This window comes from Mycobacterium sp. IDUB_36 (genome assembly GCF_055419225.1).
In genome coordinates this window covers 2,374,014-2,387,614 of sequence record NZ_JBVAXH010000001.1, presented here as the reverse complement: position 1 = coordinate 2,387,614, position 13,601 = coordinate 2,374,014, and the positions used below count along the sequence as shown (strand labels likewise).

The 13,601-nt window shown below is 64.0% G+C and carries 16 protein-coding genes; 10 read left to right on the top strand and 6 right to left on the bottom strand.

All coding sequences use genetic code 11. The features are described 5' to 3' along the window. Positions 1–259 precede the first annotated feature (259 nt). The 3 genes from ACZYW1_RS11765 to ACZYW1_RS11755 all read left to right on the top strand — a co-directional run bounded on the left by ACZYW1_RS11765 (position 260) and on the right by ACZYW1_RS11755 (position 2,908). Positions 260–1,138, top strand: a complete 879-nt coding sequence (locus tag ACZYW1_RS11765) for a helix-turn-helix domain-containing protein (protein ID WP_463785944.1) — start codon at positions 260–262, stop codon at positions 1,136–1,138. A gap of 168 nt (positions 1,139–1,306) precedes the next feature. Further along, a complete protein-coding gene (locus ACZYW1_RS11760; protein WP_463785941.1) occupies positions 1,307–1,834 on the top strand; it encodes a VOC family protein in 528 nt (175 codons plus the stop codon). A gap of 45 nt (positions 1,835–1,879) precedes the next feature. Then, the gene (locus ACZYW1_RS11755; RefSeq protein WP_463785939.1) at positions 1,880–2,908 is read left to right on the top strand and encodes an aldo/keto reductase; all 1,029 of its coding nucleotides are present in this window, start codon (positions 1,880–1,882) and stop codon (positions 2,906–2,908) included. A gap of 130 nt (positions 2,909–3,038) precedes the next feature. On the opposite strand, the gene ACZYW1_RS11750 is transcribed toward ACZYW1_RS11755, so the two are convergent. Beyond that, positions 3,039–3,755 carry a TetR/AcrR family transcriptional regulator gene (locus tag ACZYW1_RS11750; RefSeq protein ID WP_463785937.1) on the bottom strand — a complete coding sequence of 239 codons (717 nt, stop codon included), beginning with the start codon at positions 3,753–3,755 and terminating at the stop codon, positions 3,039–3,041. Between the two features lie 123 nt (positions 3,756–3,878). On the opposite strand from ACZYW1_RS11750, the gene ACZYW1_RS11745 reads away from it, so the two are divergent. From ACZYW1_RS11745 to ACZYW1_RS11730, 4 genes are all read left to right on the top strand, one after another. Then, entirely contained in the window at positions 3,879–4,613 is a 735-nt protein-coding gene (locus tag ACZYW1_RS11745; RefSeq protein ID WP_463785935.1) for an SDR family NAD(P)-dependent oxidoreductase, read from the top strand. Between the two features lie 212 nt (positions 4,614–4,825). After that, the gene (locus ACZYW1_RS11740; protein ID WP_463785934.1) at positions 4,826–5,197 is read left to right on the top strand and encodes a nuclear transport factor 2 family protein; all 372 of its coding nucleotides are present in this window, start codon (positions 4,826–4,828) and stop codon (positions 5,195–5,197) included. Between the two features lie 150 nt (positions 5,198–5,347). Then, entirely contained in the window at positions 5,348–5,971 is a 624-nt protein-coding gene (locus ACZYW1_RS11735) for an NADPH-dependent F420 reductase (RefSeq protein WP_463785932.1), read from the top strand. Positions 5,972–6,097: 126 nt separating this feature from the next. Beyond that, complete coding sequence (locus ACZYW1_RS11730; protein ID WP_463785930.1) at positions 6,098–6,982, top strand: TIGR03619 family F420-dependent LLM class oxidoreductase; 885 nt, start codon at positions 6,098–6,100, stop codon at positions 6,980–6,982. A 106-nt stretch (positions 6,983–7,088) separates the two neighbouring features. Here the strand turns inward: ACZYW1_RS11730 and ACZYW1_RS11725 are convergent, their stop codons facing one another. The 3 genes from ACZYW1_RS11725 to ACZYW1_RS11715 are packed head-to-tail and all read right to left on the bottom strand — an operon-like array spanning position 7,089 to position 9,139. Continuing rightward, on the bottom strand, positions 7,089–7,523 hold the full coding sequence (locus ACZYW1_RS11725; protein ID WP_463785929.1) for a nuclear transport factor 2 family protein: 435 nt from the start codon (positions 7,521–7,523) through the stop codon (positions 7,089–7,091). Positions 7,524–7,538: 15 nt separating this feature from the next. Continuing rightward, positions 7,539–8,474 carry an SDR family oxidoreductase gene (locus ACZYW1_RS11720; protein WP_463785927.1) on the bottom strand — a complete coding sequence of 312 codons (936 nt, stop codon included), beginning with the start codon at positions 8,472–8,474 and terminating at the stop codon, positions 7,539–7,541. A gap of 35 nt (positions 8,475–8,509) precedes the next feature. Further along, complete coding sequence (locus ACZYW1_RS11715) at positions 8,510–9,139, bottom strand: NADPH-dependent F420 reductase (RefSeq protein WP_463785925.1); 630 nt, start codon at positions 9,137–9,139, stop codon at positions 8,510–8,512. Positions 9,140–9,236: 97 nt separating this feature from the next. Between ACZYW1_RS11715 and ACZYW1_RS11710 the strand changes: the two genes are divergently transcribed. Together ACZYW1_RS11710 and ACZYW1_RS11705 are read left to right on the top strand one after the other, a co-directional pair. Continuing rightward, a complete protein-coding gene (locus ACZYW1_RS11710; protein ID WP_463785923.1) occupies positions 9,237–9,716 on the top strand; it encodes a MarR family winged helix-turn-helix transcriptional regulator in 480 nt (159 codons plus the stop codon). 200 nt (positions 9,717–9,916) lie between these two features. After that, positions 9,917–11,089, top strand: a complete 1,173-nt coding sequence (locus tag ACZYW1_RS11705; protein WP_463785921.1) for a metallophosphoesterase — start codon at positions 9,917–9,919, stop codon at positions 11,087–11,089. Between the two features lie 22 nt (positions 11,090–11,111). On the opposite strand, the gene ACZYW1_RS11700 is transcribed toward ACZYW1_RS11705, so the two are convergent. Together ACZYW1_RS11700 and ACZYW1_RS11695 are read right to left on the bottom strand one after the other, a co-directional pair. Next, positions 11,112–11,552, bottom strand: coding sequence for a pyridoxamine 5'-phosphate oxidase family protein (locus tag ACZYW1_RS11700; RefSeq protein ID WP_463785918.1), 441 nt, complete (start codon positions 11,550–11,552; stop codon positions 11,112–11,114). Between the two features lie 263 nt (positions 11,553–11,815). Further along, on the bottom strand, positions 11,816–12,625 hold the full coding sequence (locus tag ACZYW1_RS11695) for an LLM class F420-dependent oxidoreductase (protein ID WP_463785917.1): 810 nt from the start codon (positions 12,623–12,625) through the stop codon (positions 11,816–11,818). 163 nt (positions 12,626–12,788) lie between these two features. Between ACZYW1_RS11695 and ACZYW1_RS11690 the strand changes: the two genes are divergently transcribed. After that, positions 12,789–13,562 (top strand): alpha/beta fold hydrolase, encoded by a 774-nt coding sequence (locus tag ACZYW1_RS11690; RefSeq protein WP_463785914.1) that lies wholly within the window; start codon positions 12,789–12,791, stop codon positions 13,560–13,562. The last annotated feature ends 39 nt before the right edge of the window (positions 13,563–13,601 follow it).

The window sequence follows — 13,601 nt, the reverse complement described above, 5'->3', positions numbered from 1 at the left end:
GTCGACACGTGGGAGTAGCTGCGATTGCGGCCGAGGGCCGGCGGCGGGTGACCTGATGTAGGCAGCGATGTTGCCGCACACCGCCTCGAGCGAACGCCCTCAGCGCCGGCCCCTTTTGCGTAGCGACCGTGTCGCGGACGAGGCTGCCGGGCGAGAGTTCCGGGAGCAGATAACTCGGACTTCGTCGATTTGTAGTTTGATGAGTGGGATGGTTTCTGCCGTCGGGACTAGGTAGGTGCGATCGATCCGGGAGGCCTGATTGAGCATCGAGACGATGGGCGATCGCCGGCGCGAAACCTGCCTGGTCCACGGAAGGTCCGTCGAGACGCCTGAAATTGTGGTCGAGCGCCGCACCAACGGCGCGGGATCACATGATCCGCAGGCCTATCCGTGCAACGAGCTGATCGTCATGTTCGGGGGTCAGGCGCTGGTGGAGCGTTCGGGTGAGGGCATCGACGAGCGATGCTTTGCCCGCGCGGGAACCGGATGGACAGGGCCGATCGGCTTCTCGGAGAAGGCCGTCCTTTCCGATCCGATCGATTGTGTCCACCTGTGCCTGCCGTCCGGGCTCATCGACCGAAGTGCGGAACAGGACTTCGGCGTCGATGCCAGTCGGATCGAACTCGCATTTGCGGGGGGCTTCCACGATCGTTTCATGAACGAAGTGGCACAAGCTCTTTGGAGTCTGTCCGAACAACCGGCTCATCCAACCGACCGGTTATTCGTGGATGGCTTGACGGCCGCGCTCGTTGCGCACGTGGTCAAGCGCTACACGGTCGATCGATGGAAGCCGAAGGGGATGCCCCGAGCGCTCAATGCGCAGCGCCTGAAGCGAGTGCTGGACTACATCGACGCGAACCTCTTCGAACCGCTTGCACTCGATCGACTGGCGTCCGAAGCATGCCTTAGCCCGTTCCATTTCAGCCGTTTGTTCAAACAGGCCACCGGGTTGTCGCCACAGCGCTACGTCACAGACCGCCGGGTGCAGGCGGCAAAACTCGCGCTGGCTTCGGAGCACATTTCGCTCATCGACATCGCACTGGAACATGGCTTCGGCTCGCTCGACAACTTCATCCGGGTCTTCCGGAGAAGCACCGGAGAGACACCCGCCCGGTATCGGAGACAGGCCCTGAGCTGATGACGCTGCAAACAGCAAGAAGCGTCGGAAAGTTCGCAAGAAGCGTCGAGAATCGCGGCACGCTGCTGCCTTAGCCTAGCCGTGCAGGTTGACGAGCCACTAGTCGTCGACCACGGAAAGCGGAGGCCTTCGATGGCGTATTACCCACTGGCCGTTACCCATGTCGGCATGACCGTCACCGATATCTACGCAGCGACAGAGTGGTACACCGACGTGCTCGGTTGCCGTCACACCATCGGTCCACTGCAGATCAAAGATGACGGTTCTCCGATCGGCAACGTCTTCAAGGGCATCTTCGGGGAGCGAATGGAAGATCTGTACGTCAGCCATCTGGCCACGGCCAACGGCGTGGGCATCGAGCTGTTTCAATTCGTCGTTCCGCCCTCGGAAGACAACAGCGCGAACAACTTCGAATACTGGAAGACCGGGGTCTTTCACTTCTGCGTGGTCGATCCCGACATCGAGGGACTCGCCCAACGGATCAACGCTACGGGTGGCAAGCAGAACTCGGCCGTCTGGACCCTGTTCGAGGGCGAGCCCTTCAAGGCCGTCTACTGCCAAGATCCCTGGGGCAACCTGATCGAGATCTACTCGCACTCAACTGAGCTCATGTACGCCAATCGTGACACCAACGCGATGATGGTTCCTGACGAATTGAAGCGAAAAGACAGGAATCAGAGGGACATTCGTGCCTGAAAGTTGGTCCGACGGACTGCCCACCCCGTTTCAGGAGACGCTCCTGTGAGCATCAGGAGCACGCTGCTCGCCGGTCCGCTCGGCTTCGGCACGGCGCCGCTGGGAAACATGTATCGGAGCATCTCCGAAGAGGAGGCCGAAGCGACCGTCGATGCCGCGTGGACGGCGGGCATCCGATTCTTCGACGCCGCACCGTTTTACGGCGCCGGCCTCGCGGAGATGAGGCTCGGCGCAGCACTGAAGAAATACCCGCGCGACGACTACGTCCTCGCCACCAAGGTCGGCCGGCTGGTGCTCCCGGAGTTGGTCGATACGAGCAAGCGAACGTTCGGCGACAAAGGCAACATCTTCAAGGACGGCAATGCCAACGCCATCCGGTACGACTACACGGCGGAAGGCACGAAAAGATCGATCGCCGACAGCCTGGAACGGCTGAGCGTCGATCGCCTCGACTACGTCTTCATCCACGATCTTGCCCAGGATTTCCACGGCGACGCCTGGATTTCAAAGTTCGAGGAGGCGCAGCACGGGGCCTTTCCTGTGCTGGACAAGTTGCGTGACGACGGCGTCATCAAAGCCTGGGGGCAGGGCACCAATAGGGTCGAACCGATTGAAATCGGACTCGAACTCACGGAGCCGCAATCGAACGGCATCCTGCTCGCCGGCCGCTACACCATCCTCGATCATGAGTCCGCTCTGCAGAGACTCATGCCTCTTGCGACCAAGAAGAAGATCGATGTGGTCGTCGGCGGCCCCTACAATTCGGGCGCCCTCGTCGGCGGCGCGCACTTCGAATATGGTCCGATTCCGCCGGAAATCGCCAATCGGGTGGAGAGAATCACTGCACTTTGTGAGAACTATGGCGTGCCGATCAAGGCTGCCGCGCTGCACTTCTCCCTCGCCCATCCCGCGGTGGCGGCGGTCATTCCGGGCTCGAGCAGAGCCGGCCGCATCGCGGAGGATGTCGCCGCACTGAATGTCGAAGTGCCCGCAGCTTTTTGGCGTGATCTCAGGGCCAGCGGCGTGGTGGCGCCAGAAGCGCCCTTGCCCATCGACAATCCGGCTAAGGGCTGATTCAGCCCCTAGAAGACGCAGCGGTGCCAGTGCGCCACACCACGAACGCCGCCGCGTTTCGGCTCCGAGACATCGTAAGCACCAATCCCGCTGCGAGTTTCGGACTCGATCTGCGCTCGGCTGGTACCCGCTACTGGCAGATCGGTTCGCCAGGGACCATTCGAGAGGGCGGGGCGGCGTCGGCGTGCGGGACTTCAACTTCTCGCTCGTCACCGACTTCGGCTGTCCCAGGACCCGGCACGCGGCCCTGTCCGGGTCCGCCCGCAGCTGGCGGTACTGCTGCCGTGGGGATGGCGTTGTCGATGAGGATGACTGCGATGGCGGCGGCGGGGGCGAAGGTTTCGGTGTTGAGGACCCGGTTGCGGGCCGAAGCTCCGTCCAGGAGCAGCGCCAGTTGTTCGCCGAGCTGCTCGGGGTTGGTGGCGCCGGCCTCGCGAGCGGTTTCGGTGAGCCGCGCGGCGAAAGCCTTCTTGTAGTCGGCGGCGTGTACGCGTGCGGGGTGTCCGGGGTCGTTGATTTCGACGGCCGCGGCGATGAACGGGCACAGCGGCGCGTGAATATCGAAGGCGGCGAGGAGCCGTTCCCGGGGCGTGAGATCGGTGCGGTCGAACACCTCGGGCAGGATGTCGGGATCAAATCGGCGGAGGTGTTCAGCGATCAGCTCATCCTTGCCGGCGAAGTGCTGGTAAAAGGTGCGCTTGGACACCTGGGCCACTGTGCAGAGCTGGTCCAGGCCGGTGCGGTTGATGCCTTGATCGCGGAACAGTTGTTGTGACGCGCTGAGAATGCGCTCTCGTGCACCCCTACCGCGGCGCAGGCCTCGCGGGCCCTTGGCCAACTCCGTCATAACCCCAGTTTAACCCATTCCGGTACGGACCGGTGTGCATAGCTTGCGTGCCGCGCCGGCGTCCGATACGTTAAACACACAGACCGGTGTACATAGCATCGGCATCGAACGGATGGAGTTCTCATGGGAAAGCTCGACGGCAAGGTCGCGGTGATCACCGGCGCGACAAGTGGCATGGCGCTGGCCGGCGCGAAGTTATTCGTTGAGGAAGGAGCCCACGTCTTCATCACGGGCCGACGGGAGGACGCGCTGGAAGAAGCCGTCGAACAGATCGGGCGGAATGTGACTGCCGTGCAAGGCGATTCAAGCGACCTCGATGATCTGGACCGCTTGTTCGACACGGTCAAGCAGGAAAAGGGCGCCATCGACGTGTTGTGGGCAAGCGCCGGGATAGGCAAGCAGGGCAAGCTCGGTGAGATCACCGAGGAGGACTTTCACGACGCCTTCTGGCTGAACGCGCGCGGCACCCTCTTTACGGTCCAAAAGGCGCTGCCGCTGTTCAACGACGGCGGTTCGATCTTCATGACCGGCTCGAACGCATCGCTGCGGGGCTACCCGAACTGGAGCGTTTACGCGGGAAGCAAGGCGGTGCTGCCCGCCTACGCACGGGTGTGGGTGTCGGAGTTGAGGGACCGGAAGATCCGGGTGAACGTGCTGACCCCCGGCCAGGTGGGCTCGCCGATGTTGGCGAAGGTGATGGACGAGGAGGCCAAGGCACAGTTCGAGTCCGTGATCCCGCGGCGCGAGATGGGCCAACCCGAGGAGATCGCCTCGGCCGCGTTGTTCCTCGCCTCCGACGACTCCAGCTACGTCAACGGCATGGAACTCGTCGTCGACGGCGGCACCACCGTGATCTAGCAGGCGACGACTGATGAACTCGCCAATCCGACTCCGCAGGGCTCGGTCCTCGATCGGCGAGTTCATCTCACATTTCGATGACCTGGCACCCCGGCCCGAAGTGGGTTGGCAGCGAGAGCGGGTCTCAGCAACCCCGCGCAACAAACGACTGAAGGAGAACCCATGACCACTTTTGCCCCGGACGTGACACCGTCGATGCCTTCGTCGACGCCATGCACGGCGGCGCCAACAGCGACGATCTATCCAAAATCCTCGCCAAGGACGTAGTGCTTTACAGCCCGCTCGGCAACGAGCCCACCAGCGGCCGCGAGGCGGTCCTGGAGGCAATGCAGGGAATCGGCGGGTCGGCCGACCTCACCTACAAAGAAGTCCTCAGCGGCGAGACGCACCATGCTGCGTACTTCCGGCTGCAGATCCAAGACACCGCGGTGGACGGGATGGACTACATCCGGCTCGACGCCGAGGGCAACATCGCCGAGGTGACCATATTTTGGCGGCCGCTTCCTGACGGCGTCCAGATGCAGGCACACCTTGCGGAACCGCTTGGCATGCAGCCCTGGGAACTGCGCACGAACGGGGAGTAGAGACGAGCTCCGTGCTCTCTGCCGGGCCCGACATGAGGGCTGGGCCACTGCGGTTCCAACCGCCGCCACGCTTCCTCGTTGGTTGCGGACTCGAAATTCTGAATTGTCTAGATAAATCAACTCTTTCGACTAATCAAGATAGGAACTCTAATGAGCAACATCAGCCTCATCGGCACCGGGAAAATGGCCCGCACCATCGGCAAGCTGGCGGTCAAAGGCGGCAACACCGTCGAGATCATCGGCCGTGATCAGTCCAAGGCAGCAGACCTGGCCAAGGATCTCGGCGGCGGCGCCACGGCAGGAACGTGGGGCGCCGCCCCGGCCGGTGACATCGTCATCCTCGCTGTGCTGTTCGCCAGCGCCGTACCGGCCGTCAGCGAGTACGGGGATGCACTGGCGGGCAAGATCATCGTCGACATCACCAACCCCTTCAACGACAGTGGCACCGGGCTGGCCATTCCAGCCGACACCTCGATCGCGCAAATGGTCGCCGAGGCCGCCCCGGCCAGCGCCCATGTCGTGAAGACGTTCAACACCCTCTTCCAAGTCGTCCTGGCCAAGGGCGAGCGTCTCGACACCTTCCTCGCCGGCGACGACGAGCACGCCAAGGCAGCTGTGGCGGAATTCATCGAGACCCTCGAGCTGCGACCGCTAGACGTCGGCGGCTTGAACATGGCCCACTACCTGGAAGGAATGGGCCTGGTCGCGGTAGGTCTCGCTCAACACGGAGTGGGCAACCTCGACTTCGCCCTCGGTGTCACCCTGCTGGGCTGAGCCGCACTGCCGCCCACACACCCGAAGCTGTGAACGGCAGGGCGCCGTCTATCCAAACAACGAGGCATTCGCAGTGCCAAGCATCAGTGGCGGCCGAGGATCGGCTGCCTGGAAAGGATTACCGCGATGAAGGTTGGTTTCGTTCTTCCCTTCGTCGGGCCCGCTGTCAGCAGCGCCGCTGGTCTGAGCGCGTTCTGCAGCGAACTCGAGGACCTTGGCTACGACACGCTGTGGGTCGGCGATCGACTGATCACGCCGGTCCATATGCAAAGCACCTATCCGGGCAAGGACAAGGAGCAGCCGTACCCGCCGCAAATGAAGCGCTACCTCGACCCGGTGCTGCTGTGGACGGTCGCGGCGACTGCGACCAGTCGGGTGCGGCTGAATTCGAGCACATTCAGCACGTTTTACTACGAGCCGGCACACCTGGCCCGACTACTGACCACGCTCGACGTGCTCAGCGACGGACGCCTTGACGTCGGCGTGGGAGTCGGGTGGATGAAGGACGAATTCGACATCGCCCGCGGCGCGGACTGGCACCGGCGCGGGCGGATGCTCGATGACGTACTGGCGTTCCTGCAGAAGTGGTGGACGACTACCCCGGTGTCCTGGGACAGCGAGTTCTTTGAGATGCCGCCGGTCCATGCCGACCTGCGCCCGGTCCAGGTGGGCGGTCCGCCCATCTGGATCGGCGGTACCAGCGAGGCCGCCATGCGCCGGGTCGGCCGCAGCGGCACCGGCTGGCTCGGGGTCGAGGGGCTGCAGGACTCCGACCACTTGTGGTCGATTGCTCGTCGTGCCGCGCAGGACGCCGGCCGCGACCCCGATGCGCTGAAGACGGCCGTGCGGGTCAACCTCGAGCCAGATATGTCCGTTGACTCGGTTGCCGCGAAGCTCGAGCGCTTTGCGGCGTCCGGCATTGACGAGGCGATCCTGGATGCCTTCGCAATGTTCCCCAGCCTCGAACAGATGCTGGATTTCGCAAGCCAGGTAATCGCGAAACGCGAGTAAACGCAGGCATCCTTATTGGCCCCCATTTTCTCTGGCCTCGGCTGACGATGATGCGGCCATGATCATTCAGCCTGCTGTCCCAAGGGATTTGAGTCGAGATCACCGCCTAGTCGTCGGTGCGCAATTCCCATGGTTGCCAACCGAGAGTGTTGGCCATATTTTGCTGGAGCGCGACGCCCGCTGGCAGCGTGCGGTAGAAAATTTGGACCTCGACGATCTCTCCGTCCACGTTGAGCAGAACCATGAAGATCCCGTTGACTGCGGCGTCTCCGATCTGCAGACGGAAATGCGCAGCGTGGTGGGTGTCGCCGCTGAGGACCTCCGTGTAGGTGTCGTCGGTCGACAGTCGGTTAACGCTTCGGATGGTTTCCACGACTGCGTCGCGGCCGCTGACCGGGTCATCGCTGAACGGCCCGTAGATCACCACGTCCTCGGCGAGTAAACGGGAGAGGGCATCCGTATCGACGCCATTGATGTCAGCGTCATTGATGCAATCGACGAAGGACTCCAGCGTGTCGCGGTGCGGGGCGAGGGAAGTCAAAGTTACTCCTGGGTCTCAGTTGGCGGGGAAGTAGTGGCCGTTGTCCAGGTCGGCGAACAGGCCTGGCTGTGCGGGTTCCCAGTCCAGAATCTCGCGCGTAACGAGGCTGGACGCGGGGAAGGACCCCGTGACCAGATTCATGAACTGACCGAAGTATCCCGGCAGCATCAAGACGTCCTCAGGAATGCTCACGACGGGCAGATCCAGACGGCTGCCGATCGCCTCGGCGATCTCGCGGAACGGGATTTCCCCCTCCGCAATCGCGTGCCAATATCTGCCAGACGGCCCCTTCTCCAACGCTAATCGGAACAAGGAGGCGACATCGCGGATGTGCACGGCACACCACAGGTTGGCACCGTCTCCGGGGTAGCCGGCGAAACCCTTCTCCTTCGCGAGCGCGATCAGCCCCGGCAGAAACCCGGTGCTGTCGGTTGCGTCGTGCGCGATAAGCGGAAGCCGCACGATCGAAGACCGCACCCCCTGCTCCGCGAGGCCGATCACGGCGCGTTCGACGACGTTGCGAGCCCGCAGGGTGCCCTTGTCCTCGTCCCTGCTCGGAAGGGCCGGGTCCGCCTCGGTGGCCGGTCGGCCCAGGCTTCCGGCCGAGCCGATGCTGCCGGCGGCGACCAGCGGCTTTCCGGTCCCTTCCAGTGCCTCGCCGTAGGCGAGCATGATCGGCAGCTCCGCGGCGGCCACGGCGGCCATCCCGCCGGAGGGAAGCAGATCTTGCCGGTGTGCGACATGGATGACCCCGTCGGAGTTCGCGGCCGCCTCCTTGAGCCCGTCGAGATCCTCGAGGTCACCGCGACGTACCTTCGCGCCTTGCGCGGACAGCACTGCCGCGGACTCGTCCGAGCGGGCCAGGCCGGTGACCTCGTGCCCGGCGGTGATGAGCTCGGGAATTATGTGCGAGCCGGTATGGCCGGTTCCGCCAGTAACGAAAACGCGCATGTAACTGTCCTTTCAGTTTGTAGGCGTAGCTGCCCCTAGTCGAGAAGCGTGATGCCCAAGGCAAAGTTGGCGTGTTGGAGCGTGTTCATGAGGTTCATCTCCAGCAGGCCCGTGTTTTCTAACGCGCTCGCCAAGGCCAGCGGCCCGGCATCGATAGGGCGCAGGCCTAGGCTTTCGATGAATGCCGACACATCTCTCTTCGCCTTGGCGTCGTCGCCGGCAATGAACACATCCAACGAGCGGCCCTGGTCCGCGGCGGCCGAGAGCACGTTGGCAAAAACGGTGTTGAACGCCTTGACGACATGTGCGCCGGCTGGCGCGGCCTTGGCGATTTCCTGCGCTCCGGAACTGCCCTCGGGAGTGACCAAGCCCGAAAGGTCGGAGTTGGCGGGGTTCGTGATGTCGATGACAATTTTGCCGTTCAGGGCGTCCCCGTACTCACGGACCACTTCCGCCGCGCTGGAGTAGGGCACGGCGAGGATGACAATGTCCCCGGCCGGCGCCGTTCCGCTCGTTCCGATGGCGGCGCCGTCGAGCTTGGCGGCCAAGTCGTTGGCCTTGGCCGCGTCGCGGCCGATGATCTCGACGGCGTTGCCGTTTGCGAGTGCGCGGTTGGCCAGGGCGCTGGCCATCGTGCCGAGGCCGATGATGCTGATGCTGCTCACGGTTGCTCCAATCTGGTTGACTATGCAACTAGATGACGTATCAACCATAGGCGTGTCTTCGGTGACGCGTCAACTAATCGGGGTAGGGTGGTTCCCGATGGAGCCGAGCTGGCTGAGCCCCGACGAAGCTCGCGCGTGGCGGGCCTTTGTATTCGCGCAGCGGCAGCTCGTTGCGCACCTGAATCGGCGCCTGCAGTCGGGGCTTTCCGGGCCCGACTACGACATTCTCGTGGAGCTTTCGGCGACGGACGGGGGCAGCATGCCTGCCCACGAGCTAGGCGCTGCAGTGGACTGGGAGAAGAGTCGCCTCTCCCATCAGCTGCGGCGCATGCAGAACAGAGGGCTGATCGGCCGCGAACTTAACCCCGACGACGCACGCAGCACAGTGGTTCGACTGCTGCCCGCCGGACGCGCCGCCATCGAAACAGCCGCACCACGACACGTGAAGGACGTCCGCCGCAACTTCATCAACCTGTTCACTCCAGAGGAGCTCAACACGCTCGCCACCCTCAACGAACGAATCATGGGCCACCTAGCCGCGACCGACGGTTCGCTTGCCGAAGACGAGCCCCCTTAACCTCGACATCGTCGTGATCAGCCGCAACTGGCCCGAGACCTAGCGTCCCTCCAACGGCTTCGCTTCGAGCACCGCGTTCGACGGCGCTGGATTGGCTGCAGCTGAAATTCGCCGTGCCTACGCGAGTGCTGCGAGCCCCGCCCGTCGGCGGCGTCGTGCTCGACGGTAGCGGCGCGCGGTGGCAGGTAGCGTCGTTATCAATGGCTGATCAGACCCTGCGGGCACAAGCTGTCAGACACGTGCGAGCGCGCCGTCTGCTTGTGGTGTCGGCGATCGTGGCGCTGCTGTTCGGGGTGCCGTGGTGGACGTTGTTGATCGCGGGCACTCGGTGGCCCACCGCTGTTTTGGTGGTCGGGACGCTCGCGTTCGTCGCCGCAATGGTCGGGCTGCTGATGACGACGGTGCGGGGGCACGGGCGCAGGCACCGGGACGGCGCGGCCGTGACCGGCGGGGTGCTACTGGGTGCCGTGTGGGTGCTCTTCGTCTGGTCGGTGTTGTCTCAAGTGCTTCGTGTGGCTCTGCTGGTGTTCGGGTTCGGGGATCCGGCAAGGTCCCGGGTCGTCGCGGCCACGGTCGTCGTCGTGGTCGTTGCGCTGCTCGGGTGGGGTCATTTCGAGGCGATGCGGGTGCCGCGTGTCAAGCACGTCGACGTGACGATTCCGCGGCTCGGCGCGGGGATGGACGGCCTGCGGGTGGCGATCATCACCGACACGCACTACGGCCCGCTCGACCGCGCCGGCTGGTCCGCGGCGATGGTCGAACGGGTCAACGAACTCGACGCCGACGTGGTGTGCCACCTCGGTGATATTGCCGACGGCACAGCGGATGTGCGGGAGGCGCAGGCCGCACCGCTCGCCCGTGTGCGAGCGACGCATTCCCGCTTGTACGTGACCGGCAACCATGAGTACTTCAGCGAGGCCGAGGGCTGGCTGGATTTCATGCAGAGCATCGGCTGGGAGACGCTGCGCAACCGGCACGTGGTGGTTGAACGTGGCGGCGACGCGCTGGTGATTGCCGGCGTCGACGACGTGACCGCGCGGGGATCTGGTCTCGAGGGGCACGGCGCCGACGTCGGCGCGGCGCTCGTGGGGGCAGACCCGACCCTGCCCGTGCTGCTTCTCGCGCACCAGCCCAAGCTCGTCTCGCATGCGGTCGGGGCGGGTGTCGATCTGCAACTCTCGGGGCACACCCACGGCGGGCAGATCTGGCCGTTCAATTTCCTTGTCCGGCTTGACCAGCCCGTGGTGCACGGGTTGAGCCGGCACGGCGAGCGCACACAGCTGTATACGAGCAGGGGCAGCGGCTTCTGGGGCCCGCCCTTCCGGGTATTCGCACCCAGTGAGCTCACCCTGCTGACGCTGCGCAGCGTCTAGCCCCTGCGCCGCAACAGTTTTCCTAATCCTGGTCCGGCGTTGAAGGTGCGTAGTCCCAAGACAATGTTCTGACAGGCGTCACGCGGATGTAGGTGGAGCCCGGTCTGGGTGCGGTCGGCCATTCGGACTCGGGCACGCCCCGTTTCCGGGCACCTTCCCTAGCGAGCTCAAGTGTTTCGTTTGGCTCGCGAACGATGCGGGCGTGACCTTGGAACATCACTCCCCGGATATCTGCCATGCTTGAGCCGTCTTCCAGCATGACGCTCACGTTCGGGTTGCTTTCGACATTGGCGACTTTGCGTGTCCCATCTCGGACACCCATGACGATGTCGCTGCCAAAGCGGAAGTATCCAAGGGGCACGGTGTGCGGGAATCCGTCTGCGTCGATAGTGCTCAGCATCGCCCACGATGGGCGGCTATCGAGATACGCCTCAATTTCTTCGTCACTGAATTTTCGTGGCATGAAAAGAGGTTAACAAGGTCGAAATCGGCGCTAAGCGTTGCAGTTCGACGACATCCAGCTCAAGAATTCCCGGCCGACAATCCGAACTGATGATCGCCGCACGCTGGGGACGCGCCGCGATGATCTCCTCCTCAATTGATCACGAGTGGACACAAAGAGCGGGACCCTACAACAGCGGAATGTCAGATGGGGTGCCGTGCACGCTCAGGTCCCAAACACGTTCGGCAAGAGACGCTTCCCTGGGCGGCAGTCGCGTGGTCGCGTCAGCCGTTGTCTCGCCAGTTAAGGACCTCTTTGAGATTCGCGAGGTCGTATCCGTTGTCAGAGGTGAGTTCTGTCTGGAACAGCGTGACGCCTGACTCGCGGAAGGCATCGGCACTGTGGCCGCCCGTCCAGAGCGTCGAGCGTTCGATGTCGGCGCCGTTGCGGCCGAAGGTCGTCGCCAGCTGGTCGACCCGTTCGCTGGACCGGCGGAACGCGTCGAGGTCCTGGAACGCATGCCAGATGTCGGCGTGCTTGGCAACGGCGGGCAGCGAGCGCTTGGGCCCCGTGCCGCCGATGAGGATCGGGAGCTTGCGCAAGGGCGGCGGGATCAGTGCGGCGAGCCGGTTCTCGATGCGGGTCAGACTCTCGTCGAACAGATCAAAGCGTGAGCCGAAGCTGCCGAAGTCGTAACCATATGTGGTGTAGTCCTTTTCGTACCAACCGGCACCGAGGCCGAGGATGAGGCGACCTCCGCTGATGTGGTCGACGGTGCGCGCCATGTCGGCGAGCAGGTCGGGGTTGCGATAGCCGACGCCGGTGACGAGTAACCCGATCTCAGCGTGTGAGGTGATCTCGCCCCACGACGCAAGCGCGGTCCAGCCCTCGAAGTTGGCGACGTCCGGTTGCTCCTCGTACAGGACGGGTTTGCCGTCGACGATGCCCTGCATCGCCGGGCGGTGGAAGTGGTCGTAGCCGAAGATGACGTCGACACCGAGATCGTCGGCGGCCAGCACGGCATCGCGCCACGTGCGGTAGTCGGGCGTGCCTCCCGGTTGGATCTGAACGGCGACGCGAACGGGACGAGTCATGCATGCTCCTGAGGCGGGGTGACGGCGACTCTTCAGCCAAGCTCATCGGTTGCGGGGTTTATTCCGGGCCGGCAGGTCGATGCTGGTGGCCCCCATCCAAGACGCTCCGCGGCGGTGACGTCTTGCACGGTCCGGCCGTTTAACCCGGGGGTATCCCCTAGGGATGCATTCAGTTCGCACCGGAGCCGGCAAACCGCTCCTACTCGTCCACGGCATCTCCAACCTGCACAACTGGGACCTCGTCGTCCCTGCACTAGCCCGCGAACGCACGGTGATCGCCGTGGACCTTCCCGGCTTCGGACAGAGCCCACCCCTGACCGGTGAGGTCTCCGTCGCCTCCCTCACCGACGCGGTCGAGAATTTCATCGCGGAGCAGGATCTCGGCGACGTTGACGTGGTCGGTAGTTCGATGGGCGCTCGCATTGTGCTCGACTTGGCCCGCCGCGGTCATGCCGGTGATGTCGTCGCGCTCGATCCGGGAGGTTTCTGGTCCGACCGACAGGTCAAGATCTTCGGCGCCACCGTGGGTCCGTCGCTCGCCTTGGTCAAGCGCATTCAACCGCTGCTGCCGGCCCTGACCAAGAGCGCCGTCGGGCGCACGGCGCTGCTGCTGCAGTTCTCCGCCAAACCCTGGCGGCTCCCCGCCGACCTGGTGCTGGGAGAACTGCGCAACTTCAACAGCTCTCCGAGCCTGAACGACGCGGTGCGAGCGCTGGTGCACGGTCCCAAACAGCAAGGCGCACCGGCAGGTTCGTTGAAGGGGCGGGTCACGATCGGCTGGGGTCGCAACGATCGTGTGACCCTGCCGAGCGAAGCCGACACCGCGATGCGAGCCTTTCCCGACGCCTCCCTGCACTGGTTCTCCGACTGCGGCCACTTCCCGCATTGGGATCAACCCGAGGAGACGGTGCGGCTGATCCTCGAAGCCACCGGGTGACCCTGTCTGAGACCCGCACGGCGACCCGAGTAAGTCATC